This window comes from Anaeromyxobacter terrae (assembly GCF_022690685.1).
Classification (GTDB): domain Bacteria; phylum Myxococcota; class Myxococcia; order Myxococcales; family Anaeromyxobacteraceae; genus Anaeromyxobacter; species Anaeromyxobacter terrae.
The window spans coordinates 1-17,480 of record NZ_JALCYY010000041.1; the positions used below are offsets into that span (position 1 = coordinate 1).

The 17,480-nt window shown below is 71.2% G+C and carries 14 protein-coding genes; 12 read left to right on the forward strand and 2 right to left on the reverse strand.

The genetic code is table 11. The features are described from left to right. Nucleotides 1-723: 723 nt before the first annotated feature. Nucleotides 724-3,519 (reverse strand): vitamin B12-dependent ribonucleotide reductase, encoded by a 2,796-nt coding sequence (locus MNY62_RS17330; RefSeq protein WP_242345448.1) that lies wholly within the window; start codon nucleotides 3,517-3,519, stop codon nucleotides 724-726. A 581-nt stretch (nucleotides 3,520-4,100) separates the two neighbouring features. Between MNY62_RS17330 and lepA the strand changes: the two genes are divergently transcribed. From lepA to MNY62_RS17370, 8 genes are read left to right on the forward strand one after another with little or no spacing between them, the layout of a single operon-like run. Beyond that, nucleotides 4,101-5,906, forward strand: a complete 1,806-nt coding sequence (gene lepA, locus MNY62_RS17335; protein ID WP_242345449.1) for a translation elongation factor 4 — start codon at nucleotides 4,101-4,103, stop codon at nucleotides 5,904-5,906. 7 nt (nucleotides 5,907-5,913) lie between these two features. Next, nucleotides 5,914-6,936: a signal peptidase I gene (gene lepB, locus MNY62_RS17340; RefSeq protein WP_242345450.1), complete on the forward strand. Its 1,023-nt coding sequence runs from the start codon at nucleotides 5,914-5,916 to the stop codon at nucleotides 6,934-6,936. Nucleotides 6,937-6,956: 20 nt separating this feature from the next. Further along, the gene (locus MNY62_RS17345) at nucleotides 6,957-7,475 is read left to right on the forward strand and encodes a hypothetical protein (RefSeq protein ID WP_242345451.1); all 519 of its coding nucleotides are present in this window, start codon (nucleotides 6,957-6,959) and stop codon (nucleotides 7,473-7,475) included. Between the two features lie 11 nt (nucleotides 7,476-7,486). Further along, nucleotides 7,487-8,020 carry a bifunctional pyr operon transcriptional regulator/uracil phosphoribosyltransferase PyrR gene (pyrR, locus tag MNY62_RS17350; RefSeq protein WP_242345452.1) on the forward strand — a complete coding sequence of 178 codons (534 nt, stop codon included), beginning with the start codon at nucleotides 7,487-7,489 and terminating at the stop codon, nucleotides 8,018-8,020. Continuing rightward, entirely contained in the window at nucleotides 8,017-8,967 is a 951-nt protein-coding gene (locus MNY62_RS17355; protein ID WP_242345453.1) for an aspartate carbamoyltransferase catalytic subunit, read from the forward strand. The genes pyrR and MNY62_RS17355 overlap by 4 nt, the downstream gene beginning before the upstream one ends. Before the next feature lie 36 nt (nucleotides 8,968-9,003). Next, entirely contained in the window at nucleotides 9,004-10,305 is a 1,302-nt protein-coding gene (locus MNY62_RS17360) for a dihydroorotase (RefSeq protein ID WP_242345454.1), read from the forward strand. Then, nucleotides 10,302-11,420, forward strand: coding sequence for a glutamine-hydrolyzing carbamoyl-phosphate synthase small subunit (carA, locus tag MNY62_RS17365; protein ID WP_242345455.1), 1,119 nt, complete (start codon nucleotides 10,302-10,304; stop codon nucleotides 11,418-11,420). Before MNY62_RS17360 ends, carA begins: the two co-directional genes overlap by 4 nt. Then, nucleotides 11,417-12,103, forward strand: a complete 687-nt coding sequence (locus tag MNY62_RS17370) for a hypothetical protein (protein WP_242345456.1) — start codon at nucleotides 11,417-11,419, stop codon at nucleotides 12,101-12,103. The genes carA and MNY62_RS17370 overlap by 4 nt, the downstream gene beginning before the upstream one ends. 89 nt (nucleotides 12,104-12,192) lie before the next feature. Here the strand turns inward: MNY62_RS17370 and MNY62_RS17375 are convergent, their stop codons facing one another. Continuing rightward, complete coding sequence (locus tag MNY62_RS17375; protein ID WP_242345457.1) at nucleotides 12,193-12,738, reverse strand: bifunctional nuclease family protein; 546 nt, start codon at nucleotides 12,736-12,738, stop codon at nucleotides 12,193-12,195. 161 nt (nucleotides 12,739-12,899) lie between these two features. Between MNY62_RS17375 and MNY62_RS17380 the strand changes: the two genes are divergently transcribed. The 4 genes from MNY62_RS17380 (at nucleotide 12,900) to mdh (ending at nucleotide 17,182) form a co-directional block, all read left to right on the forward strand. After that, nucleotides 12,900-14,027: a PAS domain-containing sensor histidine kinase gene (locus MNY62_RS17380; RefSeq protein WP_242345458.1), complete on the forward strand. Its 1,128-nt coding sequence runs from the start codon at nucleotides 12,900-12,902 to the stop codon at nucleotides 14,025-14,027. Nucleotides 14,028-14,071: 44 nt separating this feature from the next. Then, a complete protein-coding gene (locus MNY62_RS17385) occupies nucleotides 14,072-14,779 on the forward strand; it encodes a ChbG/HpnK family deacetylase (RefSeq protein WP_242345459.1) in 708 nt (235 codons plus the stop codon). Nucleotides 14,780-14,893: 114 nt separating this feature from the next. Further along, a complete protein-coding gene (gene icd / locus MNY62_RS17390; protein ID WP_242345460.1) occupies nucleotides 14,894-16,207 on the forward strand; it encodes an NADP-dependent isocitrate dehydrogenase in 1,314 nt (437 codons plus the stop codon). A gap of 36 nt (nucleotides 16,208-16,243) precedes the next feature. Continuing rightward, nucleotides 16,244-17,182 carry a malate dehydrogenase gene (mdh, locus tag MNY62_RS17395; protein WP_242345461.1) on the forward strand — a complete coding sequence of 313 codons (939 nt, stop codon included), beginning with the start codon at nucleotides 16,244-16,246 and terminating at the stop codon, nucleotides 17,180-17,182. Nucleotides 17,183-17,480 lie beyond the last annotated feature (298 nt).

The window sequence follows — 17,480 nt, forward strand, 5'->3', positions numbered from 1 at the left end:
CAGCGCGCCGCCCCACGTGGCGGGACCTCGCGCCCGCAGGCGGGCCACTGGACGCGGTAGGCACCGCCCCGACCCACGGACCGCAATGCAACGCGGTTGGCCACGGCCACCTCGCCCATGCGCAGCTGCCGCCCGCAGCCCCGCGTTGCCGGCGGCGTCTGGCGGACGGCACCGCCCCCCGTACCTTGTCCCCGTCCATCGTGGCCCGCCGAGGACGTGAGGTCCCGTCCAGGCGGCGCGCCAAGGTGACCTCGACCGCGGCGATGTCGGCCAGAACGACCCCGACCTCGACCTCGACCCCGACCCCGACCCCGACCCCGACCTCGACCCCGACCTCGACCCCGACCTCGACCCCGACCTCGACCCCGACCTCGACCTCGACCTCGACCTCGACCTCGACCTCGACCCCGAGCCCTCCACGGCCCCAAGCCCTCCACGGCCCCGCCTGCAGCACCCCCCGTTGCGGGACCTCGCGCCGCAGGCGGCCCACTGGACGCGTCAGGCACCGCCCGGGTCCACGGGGACCGCAATGCAGCGCGGTCGGCCGCGGCGACCTCACCGATGCGCAACCCCGCCCCGCCAACTCACAGGCAGGGCTCCGCGTTCGCCAGGCGGACCTGACGCGGCACGCTGCTCGAGAAATGGAACGCGCCGGAGCGGAACGTCCGCCCCGGCGCGCGTGGTGTCAGGACCGCGGGGATCCGCGGCCGGGTCACGGAGAGGCTAGCTGCAGCCCGTCGTGGAGCCGCAGTTCACGCACTTGTAGCAGGCGCCGTTCCGCACCGTGATCGAGCCGCAGGTGGGGCAGGGCGGCGCGTCGCTCTCGCGCTTGTACGCGGTCTGGATGCCGTTCGTCCCGTTCGCGTGGCCGTTCGCCTGGGTCGCCGCGGGGAGCGGCTTCGCCTCGACGGTCTGCTGCGCGGCGCGAGCGGACGGCGCGGCCGGCGCGGCGCCCGGCGGCAGCGCGTTCGCGGGGGTCTCCGTCGCCGCCTGCTCGCTCGGGAGGAACTTCAGCGCGAGCCAGCGGAACAGGTAGTCGGAGATCGACTTCGCGATCGGGATGTCCGGGTTGCCGGTGAAGCCCGACGGCTCGAACCGCATGTGGCTGAACTTGTCGCAGAGCACCTGCAGCGGCACGCCGTACTGGAGGGCCATGGAGATCGAGGTGGCGAAGGAGTCCATGAGGCCGGAGACCACCGACCCCTCCTTCGCCATCGTGATGAAGACCTCGCCCGGCTGGCCGTCGTCGTACATGCCGACGGTCATGTAGCCCTCGTGTCCGCCGATCGAGAACTTGTGCGTGATCGAGCGGCGCTCGTCGGGGAGGCGGCGCCGCGCGAGCCGCTCGCCGGAGGACTCCCGCTTCTCCTCCTCCTTCGCCTTGCCGGTGTTGAGCGGCTGGCTCCGCTTGCAGCCGTCGCGGTAGACCGCGATCGCCTTGAGCCCGAGCTTCCAGGCCTCGACGTACGCCGTCTCGATGTCCTCCGGCGTCGCGTCGGTGGGCATGTTGACGGTCTTCGAGATGGCGCCTGAGAGGAACGGCTGGACCGCGCCCATCATGCGGATGTGGCCCATGTAGTGGATCGAGCGGCTGCCGTTCTGCGGCTTGAACGCGCAGTCGAACACGGGCAGGTGCAGGTCCCGGAGCTCGGGCGCGCCCTCGATGGTCTCGACCTCGTCGATGAACTGGAGGACCGAGGCGATCGTGTCGGCGGAGTACCCGAGCCGCTGGAGCGCGAGCGGGACCGTGTTGTTCACGATCTTGAGCACGCCGCCGCCGACGAGCTTCTTGTACTTCACGAGCGCGATGTCCGGCTCGATGCCCGTCGTGTCGCAGTCCATCATGAACCCGATGGTGCCGGTGGGCGCGAGGACGGTGACCTGCGCGTTCCGGTAGCCGCTCTGCGCCCCGGTGCGGAGCGCGTCGCTCCAGGCGTCCCGCGCCGCGTCGAGCAGCGGGCGCTCGACGAAGGTCGGGTCGATGCGATCGACGTGGTTCGAGTGCTTGCGGACGACCCCGAGGAACGGCTCGCGATTCTTCGCGTAGCCGGCGAACGGCCCCATGTGCTCCGCGATGCGGGCGCTCATCGCGTACGCCTCGCCCGTCATGAGGGCGGTGATCGCCGCCGCGTACGCGCGGCCGCCGTCCGAGTCGTAGGGCAGGCCGCTCGCCATCAGCAGCGCGCCGAGGTTCGCGTACCCGAGCCCGAGGGGCCGGTAGTCCTCGCTGTTCTTCCCGATCTTCTCGGTCGGGTACTTCGCGTTGGAGACGAGGATCTCCTGCGCGAGGATGGTGAGGTCGACCGCGCGCTTGAAGGACTCGACGTCGAACCCGCCGTCGATCCCGCGGAAGTGCATGAGGTTCAGCGACGCGAGGTTGCAGGCCGAGTCGTCGAGGAACATGTACTCGGAGCACGGGTTCGACGCGTTGATCCGATCCGTGCCCGGGCACGTGTGCCAGGCGTTGATGGTGGAGTCGAACTGCATGCCCGGATCACCGCAGAGCCAGGCCGCCTCCGTCACCTGCCTCATGAGGTCGCGCGCGCGCACGGTCTCGAGGGCCTTGCCGTCGATGCGGGCCTTGAGCTCCCAGGGCCGATCCTCGTGGACGGCGCGCATGAACGCGTCGGTCACCCGGATCGAGTGGTTCGCGTTCTGGAAGAAGACCGAGTCGTACGCCCCGCCCTTCACGTTGAACCCGCCGTCGTAGCCGGCGTCGATGAGGGCCCAGGCCTTCTTCTCCTCGTCCGACTTGCAGGTGATGAACTCGCCGATGTCGGGGTGATCGGCGTCGAGGATCACCATCTTCGCCGCGCGGCGCGTCTTGCCGCCCGACTTGATGACGCCCGCGAACGCGTCGAAGCCGCGCATGAACGAGACCGGACCGGAGGCCTCGCCGCCGCCCGACAGGAGCTCCTTCGAGGAGCGGATCTTCGACAGGTTGGAGCCGGCGCCGGAGCCGTACTTGAAGAGCATCCCCTCGGTGTGGGCGAGCCGGAGGATGGAGTCCATCGAGTCGCCGACGGAGTTGATGAAGCAGGCGGAGCACTGCGGGTGCTCCTCCACGCCGACGTTGAACCAGACCGGCGAGTTGAAGCTCATCTTCTGCCGGTACACGAGGTGGGCGAGCTCGGCCTCGAACGCCGCCGCGTCCTCCTCGGTGCCGAAGTAGCCGTCCTTGCGGCCCCAGGCGGCGATGGTCGAGACGACCCGGCCCACGAGCTGCCTCACGGAGCGCTCGCGGGCAGGGGAGCCGATCGGACCGCGGAAGTACTTGGACGCGACGACGTTCGTCGCGAGCATCGACCAGCTCTTCGGGACCTCGACGTCCCGCTGCTCGAAGATGATGGCGCCGCCCTCTCCCGTGATCTGGGCCGTGCGCGTCTCCCAGACCAGCTCCTCCGCCGGATCCACGCCCTTCGTCGTGAAGGTGCGTGGGATCGCGAGCCCCTTCCTCGCGCTCTTCTTCGCCGCCCGCGTGCCCCTCGGCCTCTGCCCCGTGACTTCGCGCTCCATCATGTCCCTCGTCCTCCGCCCCGCGCGCTCCCGGTGAGCGCGGGCAAACGCCTGCCCCTGCGGCCACACGCGGTCACGCGTGCGGCCGATCGAACGTGCCTCCGGCCGGCCCTCGTAGTGTGCCGAAGGTCTACCAGCCGCCTCTGTCAGAGGCAGCGATGTCTGGATTTCCCCTCGCGTAGCGCCGCATTTCCGCTCTCCGCCCTTGCGACGCCGCTGTACTGCGACCGTTCACTCTACCAGCCGACCGCCTGATGTCAACGCGTGACTACAATATATGGTGCCATACACGTATATCAACACAACCCACGGGTATTGCTGGGGCTCCTCTAACGGGGGAGCCAGGCCGGGACGCGGCGATCCGGGATGCCAGACGTCGGTCGCCGGCCGCGCGCCGGCAGCGGGTGCGGGCCTGGCTTCTCTCCCGGCCGCTCGACGCGGCGGACCGATATCACGTCGGGCTGCCATCCGATCGCGCCCGGTTGCCGCGGGGCCCGGACGCTCTCGGCGGCGGCGCCTGGCCGTGCGACGTGGAGGGCGGCGTGGCCCCTGGGGAACGCGCGTGTTACAAGCCCCGCGTCTCCATGCCCGAGTCGAACGCGCACATCCGAAACTTCTCGATCATCGCCCACATCGATCATGGCAAGTCCACGCTCGCGGATCGCCTCCTCGAGCACACCGGGACCGTGAGCGAGCGGCACGCGCAGGCGCAGTTCCTCGACAACATGGAGCTCGAGCGCGAGCGCGGGATCACCATCAAGGCTCAGACCGTCCGCATGCGCTACCGCGCCCGCGACGGGAAGGACTACGAGCTGAACCTCATCGACACCCCCGGGCACGTCGACTTCGCCTACGAGGTCTCGCGCTCGCTCGCCGCGTGCGAGGGCGCGATCCTCGTCGTCGACGCCACCCAGGGCGTCGAGGCGCAGACGCTCGCGAACGTCTACCAGGCGCTCGACCATGACCTCGAGATCATCCCGGTCATCAACAAGGTCGACCTGCCGAGCGCCGACGTCCCCGGCGTGCGCGCCGAGATCGAGGAGGTCATCGGCCTCGACGCGTCGGAGGCGGTCCCCGCGTCCGCCAAGGAGGGGATCGGCATCGGGGACATCCTCGAGCAGATCGTCCGCAAGGTCCCCCCGCCGAAGGGCGATCCCGACGCGCCGCTCAAGGCGATCATCTTCGACTCCTGGTACGACTCGTACCGCGGCGTCGTCATGCTCGTGCGCGTGTTCGAGGGCACGCTCGCGCCGAAGCTGAAGATCCAGCTCGTCTCGAACAAGAAGAAGTTCGAGGTCCAGGAGCTCGGGATCTTCGCCCCGTTCGCGGTGCCCGTGCAGCGGCTCACGGCGGGCGAGGTGGGAGTCGTCGTCGCGAACGTGAAGGACGTCCAGGACGCGAAGGTGGGCGACACCGTCACCGAGGCGGACCGGCCCACCGACGACCCGTTCCCGGGCTTCAAGGTCGTGAAGCCGATGGTCTTCTCCGGGGTCTTCCCCATCGAGGCGAAGGACTACGAGCAGCTCCGCGACGCGCTCGAGAAGCTCCGCCTCAACGACTCCGCCTTCACCTTCGAGCCCGAGACCTCGACCGCGCTCGGCTTCGGCTTCCGCTGCGGCTACCTGGGGCTCCTCCACATGGAGATCGTCCAGGAGCGGCTCGAGCGCGAGTACAACCTCTCCCTCATCACCACCGCGCCCTCGGTCGTCTACCGCGTGACCGACACGCAGGGGGAGGTGGTGGAGATCGACAACCCCGCGAAGCTCCCGCCCGTCCAGCGGATCGCGAAGCTCGAGGAGCCGCACCTCACCTGCCACATCCACGCCCGCACCGACGACGTGGGCGCGATCCTCCAGCTCTGCCAGGATCGCCGCGGCGTGCAGCGCGATCTCAAGTACGTCGGCACGAAGCGCGTCCAGATCACCTACGACATCCCGCTCGCCGAGGTGGTCTTCGACTTCTTCGACAAGCTGAAGAGCGTGTCGCGCGGGTACGCGAGCCTCGACTACGAGCTCAAGGGCTACGAGGAGGCCGACCTCGTGAAGCTCGACATCCTCATCAACGGCGAGCCGGTGGACGCGCTCAGCGTCATCGTCCACCGCGAGCGCGCCTACCACCGCGGCCGCGAGCTCTGCCAGAAGCTCCGCGAGGTCATCCCGAAGCAGATGTACGAGGTCGCCATCCAGGCGGCGATCGGCGCGAAGATCATCGCCAGGGAGACGGTGAAGGCCTTCCGCAAGGACGTCATCGCGAAGTGCTACGGTGGCGACATCAGCCGCAAGCGCAAGCTCCTCGAGCGCCAGAAGGAGGGCAAGAAGCGCATGAAGCAGGTCGGCTCGGTGGAGATCCCGCAGGAGGCGTTCCTCGCCGTGCTGAAGGTCGAGGGGTAGCGCCGGCGTGGAGCGCGACGCCCGCCGGCTCGCCCGGGCTCGCAGGGACGCGCGCCGCTTCGCGCGCGACGCCCGCCGCCTGGCCGCTCGAGACGCGCGGCGGCTCGGGGCGGCCCGCGCCGAGATCGTGGCCGCCGCGGACGAGGTCGAGGAGGCCGCCGGGGAGGGCGAGGCGGAGCGGCTCTCGACCGCGCTGCGCGCCCTCGACGCGCTGTGGGAGGTGCACCTCGCCCGGCGCGCGCGGCCGCTCTGGCGGGAGTACGCCGAGTCGATGCTCGTGGCGGTGGTCGTCGCGCTCTTCCTGCGCGGCTTCGTCGTCGAGGCCTTCCGGATCCCCTCCGGCTCGATGGTCCCGACGCTCCTCGTCGGCGACCACATCTTCGTCTCGAAGCTCGCCTACGCCATCCGCGTCCCCTTCACGCACCTGCGCCTCGTGGAGCTCGGCGTGCCGCGCCGCGGGGACGTCATCGTGTTCGAGAACCCGCGCGAGCCGGCGAAGGACTACGTGAAGCGCGTCGCCGGCGTGCCGGGCGACGTCGTCGAGATCCGGGAGCAGGTCCTCTACGTGAACGGCGTGCCACAGCCGCGCACCCCGGATGGAGAGCTCCCCTACGAGGAGCGGAGCGACGTCACGGGCGCGCTCTTCTCCGACACCTGCCGCCGCTACCGCGAGGCGCTCGCGCGCGGCGAGCTCGCGCATCCGGACGGCGCCGACGCCGCCGACGCGGAGGCCAGCTGGCAGACCGGCGCGGCAGCGGGCGTCGCGACGTACGACGTGCTCCAGTGCCGGAGAGCACGCCTGGCCGCGCGGGAGGGGCCGTTCGAGGTCGTCCGCCCCGGCCACGTGTTCGTGCTGGGGGACAACCGCGACAGGTCGGCCGACAGCCGGGGCGAGGGCGGCTGGCAGGTGCCGTTCGATCACATCGCGGGCCGTGCCACGGTCGTGTTCTGGAGCTGGGGGAACGGGGGAGGGCTCCGCGGCGACGGACGCGGGCCGCGGTTCGATCGCCTTTTCAAACGCATCGAGTAGCTGGTAGAAGATCCACCTCGATGCACGTCCTTCCCGTCGACCCCGCGCGCGCCCACGGCGCGCCGCGTCCTCGGGACGCGCGTTCGGGCGCCCGCCACCCCGAGCGCGGCGCCGTCAACTGGGTGACCCTCGTCCTCCTCGCCGGCCTGGCCGGCGGCGCCTACTGGCTCTGGGTGTGGGGACCGGTCTACGTGGTCCACTACGAGGTGAAGCAGGTCGTCCGGGAGCACATCAACCAGGCGGTGCGGAACCCGCGCGACGCCGAGCTCGTCCAGAACATGGTGCACAAGCTCGAGACGCTCGCGCAGGTGGAGGGCGAGGACGCCACCGGCGCCCCGGCCCGCGTCCCGGCGGTGGTGGTCGACCCCGCCGACGTGACCTGGGAGCGCGACGCGGCCGCGCAACCGCCGACCCTGCACGTCGCCTTCCAGTACGAGCGGTCCGTCGCGTACCCGTTCCTCGATCGGACGGGGACGCGGGTGTTCACGGTCGACATCGACGGCGATCTCTCCCGGCCGGACTGGGGGCCGGGGCGCTGATGGAGGTGGGGATGAACGCACAGGAGCTGCAGCGCGCCGTGAAGCGGCTCGCCGACGAGATCGCGCAGCGCGCGAAGGCCGGCGGCGCAGCGCGCGACGTGGCCATCGTGGGGATCCGCCGGGGGGGCGTCCACCTCGCGGAGCGGATTCGCGCCGAGCTCGCGCGGAGCCTCGGCGCGGAGCCGCCGCTCGGGACCCTCGACATCGCGCTCTACCGCGACGACCTCTCCGAGCGCGGCGCGGCCCCCATCATCGGGCCGACGGACATCCGGTTCCCGGTGGCGGGCAAGCTCATCGTGCTCGTGGACGACGTGCTCTACACGGGGCGCACCGTCCGCGCGGCGCTGGACGAGCTCGTCGACTTCGGCCGCCCGCGCCGCGTCTGGCTCGCGGTGCTCGTCGACCGGGGCGGGCGCGAGCTGCCCATCGCCGCAGACTTCGTCGGCGCGAGGCTCCAGGTCGCGGACGAGGACGTCGTCGAGGTCCAGCTCACCGAGGGCGGCGCCCGCGAGGACGCCGTCGTCGTGAAGAGGAGGGGGACGTGATCGGCCGTCACAAGCACTGCATCGCGCTCGCCGACTACTCTCGCGAGGAGATCCTCGAGGTCCTCGACCTCGCCGTCTCCATGAAGGAGGTCCTGCAGCGGCCCATCAAGAAGGTGCCCAGCCTGCGCGGCAAGTCGGTCGTGAACCTCTTCTTCGAGGCCTCGACCCGCACGCGCAGCTCCTTCGAGATCGCCGCGAAGGTCCTCTCCGCCGACGCGCTCAACTGGACCTCGGCCTCCTCCTCCGTGACGAAGGGCGAGACGCTCATCGACACCGCCCGGAACCTCGAGGCGATGCGGCCGGACGTGCTCGTCATCCGCCACTCGGCGGGAGGCGCGCCGCAGCTCGTCGCCGAGCACGTGGGCTGCGCGGTCGTCTCCGCCGGCGACGGCGCGCACGAGCACCCGAGCCAGGGGCTCCTCGACTGCTTCACCTTGCGCGAGAAGCTCGGGACGCTCGAGGGGAAGACCGTCGCGATCGTGGGTGACATCAGCCACTCGCGCGTCGCGCGCTCGGACATCCACGCCATGACGAAGCTCGGCGCGCGGGTCCGGCTCTGCGGGCCGCCCACCATGATGCCCGCGGGTGTCGAGGCGCTCGGCGCGACGGTGCACTACCAGCTCCGCGAGGCGGTCGAGGGGGTGGACGCGGTGGTGATGCTCCGCATCCAGCACGAGCGCATCGGCGACCCGCTCATCCCGGGCACGCGCGAGTACTCGAAGCTCTGGGGCCTCAACGCGAAGAAGGCGGCCGAGTGGCTGCGCCCGCAGTGCGTGATCCTCCACCCGGGCCCGATCAACCGGGGCGTGGAGCTCTCGCCCGAGGTCGCGGACGGGCCGCAGAGCGTCATCCTCGACCAGGTGCAGAACGGGGTGGCGGTGCGGATGGCGATCCTGTACCTGCTCGCGGGCGGCAACCCCGCCGACGCGGGCGAGGCGAAGGCGTGAGGCGCACGGCGGGGCCGGCGCGCGAGCGGGGACGACATGGCTGAGGTGCTCTTCATCGAGGGTGGGCGGGTCATCGACCCGGCGAGCGGCACGGACGGAGTCCGCACGGTGGTCGTCCGCGACGGGAAGATCGCGGAGGTCGCCGAGCGCGTGGAGCGGCCGCGCGACGCCCGGGCGTTCGACGCGCGCGGCAAGTGGGTCACCCCCGGCTTCATCGATCTGCACGTGCACCTGCGCGAGCCGGGGCAGGAATACAAGGAGACGGTGGCGACCGGGGCGCGCGCGGCGGTCGCGGGCGGCTTCACCGCCGTCTGCGCCATGCCGAACACGAAGCCCGTCAACGACAACGCCTCGGTGACGGAGCTCGTGCTCGCCCGCGCTGCCGCGGCGGGGCTCGCCCGCGTCTACCCGGTCGGCGCGATCTCGAAGGGCTCGAACGGCGAGGAGCTGGCCGAGTTCGGGGAGCTCCACGCGGCGGGCTGCGTCGCGCTCTCCGACGACGGCCGCCCGGTCCTCTCGTCGGCGCTCATGCGCCGCGCGCTCGAGTACGCCAGGACCTTCGGCCTCCCGCTCACGGTCCACGAGGAGGATCTCCAGCTCGTGGGCAAGGGCGTGATGCACGAGGGGGCCGCCTCGACGCGTCTCGGGCTGAAGGGCATCCCGGCGCAGGCGGAGGACGTGATGGTCCTCCGCGACATCGCGCTCGCGGAGCTGACCGGCGGCCGGCTGCATGTCGCGCACGTGTCGACCCAGGGCGCGGTCCGCGCCATCCGCGCGGCCAAGGCGCGCGGGCTCGCGGTGACCGCGGAGGTGACGCCGCACCACCTCGCCCTCACGGACGAGGACGTCGCGTCGTCCGGCTACTCGACCGACTACAAGATGAACCCGCCGCTGCGCTCGGCCGAGGACGTGCGGGCGTGCCGGGAGGGGCTCGCGGACGGGACCCTCGACGCCATCGCCACGGACCACGCGCCGCACTCGGCGGTGGAGAAGGACGTCGAGTTCGACGCCGCCTTGAACGGGATCACGGGGCTCGAGACGGCCTTCCCCGTCTGCCTGTCCCTCGTCCGGGCGGGCGCGCTCCCCGAGCGGCGCCTCGTGGAGGCGCTGACGATCGGCGCGGCGCGTGCGTTCGGCCTCGCGGGCGGGACGCTCGCGCCCGGGATGCCTGCGGACGTCGCGGTCCTCGACCCCGTGGCGGAGTGGACGGTCGACCCCGCGCGGATGTACTCGAAGAGCCGGAACACCCCGTGGAAGGGAAGCCGCCTCACCGGGCGTTGTGTGATGACGATCGTGGACGGCCGGATCGTCCACGGGGAGGGCAGGACGGAAAGATGAAGCGGGCCATCCTCGCGCTAGCGGACGGCACGACGTTCGAAGGTCGCTCGTTCGGCGCGGCCGGGGAGGCGACCGGCGAGGTCGTCTTCAACACGTCGATGACCGGGTACCAGGAGATCCTGACCGATCCCTCGTACGTCGAGCAGATGATCTGCATGACGTACCCGGAGCAGGGAAACTACGGCGTGAACGGGCCCGACGACGAGTCGGTCCACCCGCACGCGACCGGGTTCATCGTGAAGCACTACGCCGAGGAGCCCTCGAGCTTCCGCGCGGAGCGGAGCCTCGAAGCCTACCTCCGCCAGCACGGCATCGTCGGCATCGCCGGGATCGACACCCGCCGGCTCACGCGTCACCTGCGCACGGCCGGCGCGCAGATGGGCGTCATCTCGACCGAGGGGAGCGCGAAGGCGCTCGTCGAGCGCGCCCGCGCGCTGCCCGGGATGGAAGGGCAGGACCTCGCGACGCGCATCTCGACCGACCGCCCCTACACCTGGACCGAGACCGGCGCCGACGCGTGGTCGGACGCGGAGCGGCCGCGGGCGGAGGCGCGCTTCCACGTCGTCGCCTACGACTGGGGCCTGAAGCGCGCGATGCTGCGGCTCCTCGCCGAGCAGGGCTGCCGCATCACCGTCGTGCCCTCCCGGACGACCGCCGCCGAGGCGCTCGCGCTGAAGCCGGACGGCGTCTTCCTCACGAACGGGCCCGGCGATCCGGCCGCGGTCGTGGGCGCGCAGGACGCCGTCGCGGGGCTGCTCGGGAAGACGCCGATCTTCGGCATCTGCCTCGGCCACCAGATCCTGGCCCTCTCCGTCGGCGCGAAGACCTACAAGCTCAAGTTCGGCCACCGCGGCGCGAACCAGCCGGTGAAGGACCTCGCCACCGGCAAGGTGGACATCACCGTCCAGAACCACGGGTTCGCCGTCGACGACAAGACGCTCGGCAAGCGCGCCCGGGTCACGCACGTGAACCTCAACGACGGCACGGTCGAGGGCATCGAGATCCTCGACGCGCCGGCGTTCAGCGTGCAGTACCACCCCGAGGCGTCCCCCGGTCCCCACGACGCGCGGCAGCTCTTCGGCCGCTTCGCGCAGCTCATGGAGCGCTCGCGATGAGGCTCGGGGAGCTCCAGGAGCGGCTCCTCGCGTGGGCGACGGCGGAGGAGCGGAAGGACGATCTGCTCGCCGCCCGCAAGGCGCACTTCGAGGCCTACGGCGAGCCGCACGAGGAGGACCGCACCTACGAGGTCCGGCTGAACGGGATGCTGGACTTCTACCTGTACGACTTCCGTCCGTCCGGCGGCACGGGCACGACGCTCGAGCGATTCTTCGAGTCGGAGGGGCCGGCGCTCTCGGACGAGGACCGCGCCGCCTACGGCGAGCTCTCGAAGACGTTCCACGGGCTGTTCGAGGTCCGCAAGCTCTCGGAGGGCAAGGTCCGGGTGCGGGACGTGTTCACCGGCGGCGACTACGACGTGACCGAGCGGCGCACCACCGCCGGCCTGGAGAAGGGCGATCTCCTCGAGGCACGCCTGCTCCCTTACGACGGGACGCTGCTCTTCTCCGGCGCGTTCCTCTACCACCCACGGGAGGCGCGCAAGCCCATCCTGGCCGAGGTGAAGCGGCTCAAGAAGGCGGCGGGGAAGGGCAACTCGCCCGACGTGCCCGCCTTCCTCGCGCGGCTGGCGCGCATGGCGATGAAGCTCGAGCGGTACCGGAACGTGCGGCTCGAGTCGATCTACGACTTCTCGGCGGAGTCGCACGCGACGACGCCCCGCCCGCCGGCGAAGACCGGCTAGAACGCTCGTCGCGAGGCGCTCCGGTCGCCGCCGCGGCCGGCCCGCGAACGCGGCCGCGCCCCGGCGGCTTCGCCTCGTCCGCCGAGCCGTCAGAGCCGCAGCGGGTCCCCGCTCGCCTTCGTGGTCATCGCCGCGTGGGCCTTCCGGAGCTCGTCGGGCGTGAGCCCGGACTTCGCGAGCAGCTGCCGGTTCGTGAAGATCGGCACCCCCGACGCGAGCGCGAGCGCGATCGACTCGGAGGGACGAGCGGGCACCTCCACCTCGCGCCCGGCCTGATCGAGCCGGACGCGCGCGCCGGTCGAGGTCTCCTCCGCGGCGTCGATCTCCACCGCGCGCACGCGCGCCCCGAGCGCGTCGAGCGCGCGGGCGAGCAGGCTCTCCGGCGCCCTCCCGAGGCGCGCCCCCGCCCCGAGCGCTTCGCCGTCCGGGACGAGCAGCGGGAGCACGGTCCCGCTCGCCCGGTCGCGCAGCACGACGAGCGCCGCGGGCCCCTCCGGCATGGGCAGCGTCGCCGCCACCTCCAGCTCGACCCGACCCGCGGGAGCGGGCTTGTTCGGGGCGGCCGAGGTGAGCAGCGCCAGCGCCACGGCCGCGGCTACCGCGATCGGCAACGAGATCGTCCCGGCGGCGGGCATCGGAAGTCGCTCCTCTCCTGCGCGCGGCGGCGCGCCTTGCTCAAGCTGGGGTCCGCCGGTCGGCGCGCGCCAGCGCGGGCCTGGGCGCCCGGCCGCCCAGGCGCACCCACGACGAGCGGGCGGCGCTTCTCTCCGGGAGGGATGGGAGACAACCTCAGTCCGTGGACTTCTCGCTCCTCGACTCCGTGCCGGACGCGATGGTCATCGCCGACGAGGGCGGCGAGATCGTGCACGTGAACACGGAGGCCGAGCGGCTGTTCGGCTGGTCGAGGGCCGAGGTCGTCGGACGGCCGATCGAGCTCCTCCTGCCGGCGCGGTTCCGGGCGATGCACCGGGCCCACCGGTCCGGCTACCACGCCGCGCCGCGCACGCGACCGATGGGGCTCGGCCTCGACCTGTCCGGCCTCCGCAGGGACGGCGCGGAGTTCGCCGCCGAGATCAGCCTGTCGCCCATCGAGGTGGACGGGAGGCGTTGCGTCGTCGCGGCCGTGCGCGACGTCACCGAGCGAAAGCTGCTCGAGGACCGCGCCCGGCAGTGGGGCAAGGCGCAGGATGAGGTCCGCGAGCGGGACGAGTTCCTCTCGGTCGCGTCGCACGAGCTGCGCACGCCGGTGACGGCCCTCCAGCTCCAGCTCCAGCTCCTCCACCGCCTCGCGACGCGCTCGCGGAACGACATGCCCCGCATGCTCGAGCCCCGGGTGGAGGCGCTCGAGCGTCAGACACGGCGCATCGCCATCCTCGTGAACGAGATCCTCGACGTCTCGCGCATGCGGCTCGGACGGCTCCAGCTGCGGTACGAGGCGCTCGACCTCGCCGACGTCGCACGCGAGGTGGCGGAGCACGTCCGCGCGGAGGTGGAGCGCTCGGGCTCGACGCTGCGGCTCGAGCTCGCGGCCGCGCCGGGGCGGTGGGACCGCACGCGGCTCGAGCAGGTGGTCACGAACCTGCTCGTGAACGCCTCCAAGTTCGGGGAGGGGAAGCCGATCTCCCTCAGCGTCGAGGCGGACGGCGCACGCGCGCGGATACGGGTGAGCGACCAGGGGATGGGGATCGCCCCCGAGCACCACGCCCGCGTGTTCGAGCGGTTCGAGCGCGCAGTGCCCATCGCGAACTACGGCGGGCTCGGGCTCGGCCTGTACGTCGCGCGGCAGATCGTCGAGGCGCACGGGGGAGAGATCCGCGTCGAGAGCGTCCCCGGGGCCGGGGCGACGTTCGTCGTGGATCTCCCGCGCGAGCCGCCCCCGGCGCGGGCGCCGATGGCCCTCGACGCGCCCGCCGTCCTGCATTGACGCCGCTTGACCGGCGCGCGCCTGGGCGCGACGCTCCGAGGATCTTGAAGCTCCTCGTCGTCAACGCCGATGACCTCGGGTACGACCCGGAGATCGACCGGGGAATCCTCGAGGCGCACGCGCGCGGCCTCGTCACGAGCGCGACGGCCATGGTGGACACGCCGTTCGCGCCTGCGGCGCTCGCGGCGGCCCCGGCGACCCTGGGCGTGGGCCTGCACGCCGTCCTGGAGCCGACGCTGTCGCGCGAGGCCGCGGAGGCGGCGCTCCGCGCGCAGCTCGCCCGCTTCGTCGAGCTGCGCGGAGCCGACCCGACTCACCTCGACAGCCACAAGCACGCGCACGCCGCCCCCGCGGTCCTGGACGCCTTCGCCGCCGTCGCGCGGGAGCGCAGCCTCCCGGTCCGCGCCATCGACGCGCGGATGCGCGCCGTGCTCCGCTCTCGCGGCGTCGTCACGACCGATCGGTTCCTCGGCGATGCCGGGCTCCGGCCCGCCTGGACGGAGGCGACGCTCGTCGCCGCGCTCGAGCAGCTCGGAGACGGCGCGACCGAGCTCATGGCCCACCCCGGGTACGCCCCGCTCCACGCCCGGACCTCGTTCGGGCGAGAGCGCGAGGTCGAGCTCGCCGCCCTCTGCAGCCTCCGCGCGTGGGCCGCCGTGCAGGCCGCCGGCGCGACGCGCAGTAATTACGCGCAAATGGCTGCACAGGCCCGTTCGGGGCGCCCTGCGGCGACACCGATCGTCGACTCCTGAAGTCTGTAAGCCACCGATTTTCCGGGGCGTTTGGCGATCGGTCGCCTTTACTCCCCCAGGGCTGGGTGATAAGACCCGGCTCCACGTTTTTCCTGCACACGCGAGGTCCACCGTATGCCCGACGCTAAGCCCGTTGTGCCGAGGGATGGAGCCAAGATCACGCTGGTGAACGGGAAGCTGAACGTCCCCGACCGGCCGATCCTCCCGTTCATCGAGGGCGACGGCACGGGCCGTGACATCTGGCGCGCCAGCCAGCGCGTGCTCGACGCGGCGGTCGAGAAGGCATACGCCGGCAAGCGCAAGATCGCCTGGACCGAGGTCTACGCCGGCGAGAAGGCGTTCACGAAGTTCAACAACTGGCTGCCCGACGAGACCATCGAGGCGTTCCGCGAGTACCTCATCGGCATCAAGGGACCGCTCACGACGCCCATCGGCGGCGGCATCCGCTCGCTCAACGTCGCGCTCCGCCAGCTGCTCGACCTGTACGTCTGCCTCCGGCCCGTCCGCTGGTTCAAGGGCGTGCCCTCTCCGGTGAAGCGCCCGGACAAGGTCGACATGGTGATCTTCCGCGAGAACACGGAGGACATCTACGCCGGCATCGAGTGGGAGGCCGGCTCCGAGCAGGCGAAGAAGCTCCTCGCCTTCCTCGAGAAGGAGTTCCCGAAGGAGTTCAAGAAGATCCGGTTCCCGGGCACGACCGGCCTCGGGATCAAGCCCGTCTCGAAGGAGGGAACGGAGCGGCTCGTCCGCGCGGCGATCGAGTACGCGCTCCGCCTCAAGCGGAAGAGCGTCACCTTCGTGCACAAGGGCAACATCATGAAGTTCACGGAGGGCGCGTTCCGGAACTACGGCTACGCCCTCGCCGAGCGCGAGTTCGCCGACAAGGTCTACACCTGGGAGCAGTGGGAGCGGACCAAGGCCTCGAAGGGTGAGGAGGCCGCGAACGCGGAGCAGAAGGCGGCGCTCCAGGGTGGCAAGCTCCTCGTGAAGGACGCCATCGCGGACATCACGCTGCAGCAGGTGCTCACGCGCCCTGACGAGTTCGACGTCGTCGCGACGCTGAACCTGAACGGCGACTACCTGTCCGACGCGCTCGCGGCGCAGGTCGGGGGCATCGGCATCGCCCCCGGCGGCAACATCAACTACGTGACCGGCCACGCCATCTTCGAGGCGACGCACGGCACCGCGCCGAAGTACGCCGACCTCGACAAGGTGAACCCGGGCTCGGTGATCCTCTCCGGCGAGATGATGTTCCGTCACCTCGGGTGGAACGAGGCGGCGGACCTCATCATCAAGGGCATGGACGGCGCCATCGCGGCGCACCGCGTGACCTACGACTTCGCGCGCCTGATGAAGGCCGAGGGCGTGGCGGACACGGTCGAGGTGAAGTGCTCGGAGTTCGGCGACGAGATCATCAAGCACATGTAGCTTCCTCGCACCTCTTCGCAGGAAGGGAGAAGATTCATGGCTGCTCGTAAGAAGATCGCTCTCATCGGGGCCGGCCAGATCGGCGGCACCATGGCGCTGCTCTGCGGTCAGCGGAACCTCGGCGACGTCGTCCTCGTCGACATCATGGAGGGAGTCGCGAAGGGCAAGGCGCTCGACCTGCAGCAGACCCGCGGCGTCCTCAAGTTCGACGTCGACATCAGGGGCGGCGGCACGAGCGACTACTCGATCATCGACGGCGCAGACGTCTGCATCGTGACGGCCGGCGTGCCGCGCAAGCCGGGCATGAGCCGCGACGATCTCCTCAAGGTGAACCTCGACGCGATCACGAAGGTCGCGCAGGGCATCAAGCAGAACGCGCCGAACGCCTTCGTCATCGTCGTGACGAACCCGCTCGACTCGATGGTGTACGCGATGCAGAAGGTCACCGGCTTCGACAAGAAGAAGGTGGTCGGCATGGCGGGCGTGCTCGACACCGCGCGCTTCCAGTACTTCATCGGCGAGGCCGCAGGCGTCGCCCCGCAGGACGTGACGGGCGTGGTGCTCGGCGGCCACGGCGACGACATGGTCCCGCTCGTCCGCTACTGCTCCGTGAACGGCATCCCGCTCACGAAGGTCCTCGACAAGGCCAAGATCGACGCGATCGTCGAGCGCACGCGCAAGGGCGGCGGCGAGATCGTCGCGCTCCTCGGGACCGGGTCGGCGTTCTACGCCCCGGCGTCGAGCGCGGTCACGATGGCGGAAGCGTACCTGCGCGATCAGAAGCGCGTGCTCCCGTGCTCCGCCTACCTCGACGGCCAGTACGGCGTGAAGGACCTGTTCCTCGGAGTGCCGGTCGTCATCGGCGCGAAGGGCGTCGAGAAGGTCGTCGAGCTCGAGCTCTCCGACGAGGAGAAGGCGATGCTCGCCAAGTCCGTCGAGAGCGTGAAGAAGTCCGTCGCCGAGACCAAGCTGTAGCGTTCGGGGGCCGGCTTCGCGAGGAGCCGGCCCTTCCTGCGTCCGCCGGTCCATCCTCTGGCCCTGGCCGGAGGTGCGCCCACGGGCGAGCGAGCTCGAGCGCCCGGCGGCGCGCTGCGCGACGGGAAGCCCCCCGCGTGCCCTTATGGGCCAGGGTGAATTCCAGGACTGCGGGAGGCGCCGGAACTGTGTAGAGGAGTGCCCCAAATCGATCCCGCTCACGACCTCCATCGCGAGACGTTCCGGGCGACGATGCTCAGGCGATCGAGGACGGGCATGCGGAGGCGAGGGAGTAACC

Coding starts and splice junctions, on each gene's coding strand:
- mdh (WP_242345461.1), top strand. CDS start 16,244: ATGGCTGCTCGTAAGAAGATCGCTCTCATCGGGGCCGGCCAGATCGGC.
- pyrR (WP_242345452.1), top strand. CDS start 7,487: ATGAACGCACAGGAGCTGCAGCGCGCCGTGAAGCGGCTCGCCGACGAG.
- icd (WP_242345460.1), top strand. CDS start 14,894: ATGCCCGACGCTAAGCCCGTTGTGCCGAGGGATGGAGCCAAGATCACG.
- carA (WP_242345455.1), top strand. CDS start 10,302: ATGAAGCGGGCCATCCTCGCGCTAGCGGACGGCACGACGTTCGAAGGT.
- lepA (WP_242345449.1), top strand. CDS start 4,101: ATGCCCGAGTCGAACGCGCACATCCGAAACTTCTCGATCATCGCCCAC.
- MNY62_RS17330 (WP_242345448.1), bottom strand. CDS start 3,519: ATGATGGAGCGCGAAGTCACGGGGCAGAGGCCGAGGGGCACGCGGGCG.
- MNY62_RS17345 (WP_242345451.1), top strand. CDS start 6,957: ATGCACGTCCTTCCCGTCGACCCCGCGCGCGCCCACGGCGCGCCGCGT.
- MNY62_RS17370 (WP_242345456.1), top strand. CDS start 11,417: ATGAGGCTCGGGGAGCTCCAGGAGCGGCTCCTCGCGTGGGCGACGGCG.
- MNY62_RS17375 (WP_242345457.1), bottom strand. CDS start 12,738: ATGCCCGCCGCCGGGACGATCTCGTTGCCGATCGCGGTAGCCGCGGCC.
- MNY62_RS17360 (WP_242345454.1), top strand. CDS start 9,004: ATGGCTGAGGTGCTCTTCATCGAGGGTGGGCGGGTCATCGACCCGGCG.